This is a genomic window from Pseudomonas sp. SG-MS2 (assembly GCF_009933855.1).
GTDB classification, from domain to species: domain Bacteria; phylum Pseudomonadota; class Gammaproteobacteria; order Pseudomonadales; family Pseudomonadaceae; genus Aquipseudomonas; species Aquipseudomonas putida_E.
This window is the reverse complement of record NZ_MOMO01000220.1, coordinates 1-3,894: the sequence shown is the minus strand read 5'-3', so window position 1 is coordinate 3,894 and position 3,894 is coordinate 1. Positions and strand designations below refer to the sequence as shown.

General features: G+C 50.9%; 3 protein-coding genes and 2 pseudogenes. All 5 read left to right on the top strand.

Annotation, left to right across the window (positions count from 1 at the left end; translation table 11 throughout):
- The coding region (locus BLX42_RS18430) for an RHS repeat domain-containing protein (protein ID WP_256672037.1) at nucleotides 1-1,293 on the top strand (1,293 nt) is incomplete at its 5' end.
- On the top strand, nucleotides 1,294-1,704 hold the full coding sequence (locus BLX42_RS18425) for an immunity 22 family protein (RefSeq protein ID WP_161872345.1): 411 nt from the start codon (nucleotides 1,294-1,296) through the stop codon (nucleotides 1,702-1,704).
- Nucleotides 1,705-1,999: 295 nt separating this feature from the next.
- Nucleotides 2,000-2,503: pseudogene (locus tag BLX42_RS18420) on the top strand (type IV secretion protein Rhs); the annotation flags it as partial.
- A gap of 109 nt (nucleotides 2,504-2,612) precedes the next feature.
- Entirely contained in the window at nucleotides 2,613-3,209 is a 597-nt protein-coding gene (locus BLX42_RS18415) for a hypothetical protein (RefSeq protein WP_161872344.1), read from the top strand.
- Between the two features lie 160 nt (nucleotides 3,210-3,369).
- Nucleotides 3,370-3,894 (top strand): annotated as a pseudogene (locus BLX42_RS18410) (RHS repeat domain-containing protein); the annotation flags it as partial.

Here is a 3,894-nt window from a genome sequence, read left to right as displayed (position 1 = left end):
CACGCCTACAACCCGATTCACCGTCGCTACCAGTACGACCCGGCGGGCGAATTGGTACGCACGCTGGACAAGCTGCGCGGCGAGATCAAGTACGAGTACGAAGCCAACGGCCAGTTGCACAGCCGCGACACCGGATCATTGGTGGGCAGCGAAGAGTTCCGCTACGACCCGGCCGCCAACCGCCTGGACTTCAATGCGCGGCAACTGGAGAAGGTCAAGGACAACCGCATCAAGCGTTGGCGCGATCAGGAGTACCGCTACGACCCGTGGGGCAACCTGATCGAGAAGCGCTCGGGGCATAGCAAGCTTCAGAGTTTTGCCTATGACTGTGAGAACCGGCTGGTGCGTGCCGAAACGCTGGTCAACGGCAAGCCGGAAAGTACGGGCACTTATCGCTATGACAGCTTGGGGCGGCGGATTGCCAAAACCGCTGAAATCGGCGGCACCTCGGAACAAAAGCATTTCCTCTGGCAAGGGCTGCGGATGCTGCGCGAGGAGACGCCGGGGCAGAGCATTCTGTATGTCTATGAGCCGGGTAGCTATGCGCCGTTGGCGCGGGTGGATCAGGCGGAAGGGGAAGGGCAGAAGGTTTATTACTTCCATACCGATCAGATTGGTACGCCGCTGGAGCTGACTGATAGTCAGGGCGAGATTGTCTGGCAGGCGACGTATCGGTCTTGGGGGGCGATTGAGCAGCTGACGATTAATGAGGTCGAGCAGAATCTGCGCTTTCAAGGGCAGTACTTTGACAATGAGGCAGCCCTTAACTACAACACCTTCAGGTATTATGATCCAGAAATTGGGCGCTTCATCACTCAGGACCCTATTGGGCTCAGGGGTGGCGGCAATTTGTATGCTTATGTGCTCTCCCCAACATTATGGATTGATCCGCTGGGATGGGTGCCGTGGGAGAAAAATGGTTTTGAGAGCTGGTTTAATGATGCGTCAGTTCAAGATGTTATCGATAATAAAAAGGCGGTAGAGGATGCACTTCGAAAACCTGGTGGTAAGCATGAGATGTTTCCTGTCTCAATTGCCTCGAAAGCGAAAGAGCTTGGATTCACTGCTCAAGAGCTAAAAGAGATGACTGTGCCTACAAAAGATATTACTTTTGTAGGTGTTACTGATAGGCACGGGAATCCTGTGCCGGATGGCCCGCACCATGGAAGTAGTGCGGGAAGGAATTTCCATAATAAGCTAATTAAAGATTTGGTTAAAACGCAGAGTAAAGTTGAAGCGCTAAGCGTAATTGACGTTCATCATCGTAATCATATGAGATTGGGAGCTTGCTAAGTGGATATTTATGATATCGAGAGGTATGAGAAAATCCATGTATGGGTCGGGAGTAATTTTGAGTCGGAAGCTGATTACTTGAAGTATTTCGAGTTGGATTATTCCGTAGATATAGATGACCCCTCATACAAAGTGTGCGGTTTCTGCAGGGATGTCGGTGTCCGATGGTATGATGAGGACTTTATCGGAATAATTCCGAGGAGGCCTCAGGAAGTTAGTTTGGATGAAATAATCAAGGAGTCTTCGGTTGATCCTAGTGAACTAGGCAGGCTGAAGGCTGGCTGTCTTAGCAAAGGTATTAATAAGGCAAACGCTATTTTTTGGTACTCAGATGGTGGGGTTGTAGTTTCTGAGCCCTTAAAGGCAAGTTATAACGGGTTGGTATATATAGGGCTTTTTGAGGGGAATTGATGGTAGGGTTATTGGATCAAGATTAGTGTTTGTTTCTCATGGAGCTGCTTGATCTGCGTGAGGATACTGTTATTTCTTTAAAAGTCTGGATCAGAATTAGGTTGCTGTCACATATGTGCGGCAACTTTTAAGTCTAATAATTTCCGAGAAAGGGATGCTGTAGTGTGCGGCAAGTTTAATTTGTTTATCTACACAAGTTGTTTTGCCCAACGATTTCGGGGCTTTTAGATTAGCGAACTACCCAAGTGGAACACTAGTGAGTGCTCGCGATGTTAAGCCACCGACCTCATCTCCCACCGACAACCAGGGCCGCGAAGTCCCGTTCGTCTCGCTGCAGCCTGGCGAACGCATCTACAACCCGCACGAGCAGGTGTACCTGGTGTGCACCGAGGGCGGCCACTACATTCTGCAGACGCTGGACAACCTGTTCTTCTACTTCGGCGAAGTACCAGACACCGACACCGACGTGCCGCTGCAGCGCATCGAAAACGCCCTCGGCCACTTCCTGCACTTCACCCGCACCGCCGAAGGCACGCTGACCGACATCAGCGCCACCGGCGGCACCCGCGTGCACCTGCACTACGACCATCCGCTGGGCCGGCTGACCGACATCAAACGGGTGGTGAACAACGAAGCGGTCGAAACCCTGGCTCAATACCGCTACGACGAACACGGCCAGCTCAGCACGGTGATCAACCGCAACGGCGACACCGTGCGCAGCTTCAGCTACGCCGACGGCGTAATGGCAAGCCACAGCAATGCCCTGGGCCTGACCTGCCATTACCGCTGGGAAACCCTCGACGGCCCCTGGTTTTGGGTGTTAAAAATATTCAAAGCTGGGCGAGCTCCGGGCTTCAAAACGGGCTGTTTAAGACCGATCCATCTCTTTTAGGTTGCTGTGAGTTCTTATGAAAGAATTTTATCTGCTCAGTGCTGCGGAAGGCGACGATGTTCCGCTTTTCTTTGATGAGAAGTGGGTCCCGGCATTGCCGGAGTTCAATCAAGTAATTGCGAATCCTGACGTATTGGATTTTTCAAGCTCCTATGAAATGAAAGCCGACTTGAATAATCTTCACGTCGATGTGATATTTGAGCAGTATCTCGCGTCATCGGAATTCATTCGAATGTGCGAAAATTTTCATTGTAAGTTTCTGAGCATTCCTGTGATGATTTCGCTTCGCGGCTCTGCGAAGCCTAAAAAGGATTATAGATTTTTCTGCGTACTTAGTAGATGTTCATTGCTAGATGTTGATCGATCTACTTTTGAATTGGTGGGTGACGGACTTTTGCGCCCAGAAAGCGAGCGCCAACATATGTTGCCATTATATGCTCGAATAGATAAGTTTTCCCCGGGATCAGATGTAGAGTATGATTTATTCTACTGTGAAGAATTGAAGCAAATGGTCTGTTCTTCTGTGTTTAGAGAGGCATACTTAAAAAATAGTTTCATAGGACTCTATTTTGAGAAAATTGATGAGGGATTTGTATATGCTCCGTGGGGTTGATTTCGCAAAGTCAAGCACTTCTAGGACCGCACGGGCAGAAGCACCCACTACCGTTACATGAGGAGCTATATAGATTAATTGGAAATGAAAATCATCGCGAGCGTGGAACCTTTAGCATGTAGTGAGCGCGTATTTGATGATGGAGTAACTGAGTTAAAATATGCTCTGGGTACCAGGTCTCCGCTGTAACGAAGAGCACCGCGTCGTCGCCAGCCTCGACTTTGGCGGCGAGCGCTACGGCATGGACTTCGATGCGTCCGGCAACATCATCGGCTTCACCTTGCCGGACGGCAATCGCCTTGGGCTCAAGTACGATGACTTTGGCAGGCTCGTCGAGGAAACCGATCCACTGGGCCGCAAGATCAGCTACAAACACCACCTCGCCACGCTACTGGTAACTGAAACCCGCTTCCCCGATGGCAGCATCTGGAAGTCTCGTTACGACGGCAAGGGCAATCTGATTGCCGAGATCGACCCACTTGGCCACAAGACCGAGTACCTCAACGGTGAGGATGGCCTGCCGCACACGATCATCGATGCGAACTTCAAGTCCAAGTACCTGTGGTGGAACGCCTACGCCCAGGTCGAGCGCTTTGAAGACTGCTCGGGCAAGAGTACGTACTACGTAAGGGATCCATCATCCCCACATTCCAAGCGTCCACCTGATGCCCGATGCTGCGCTCCC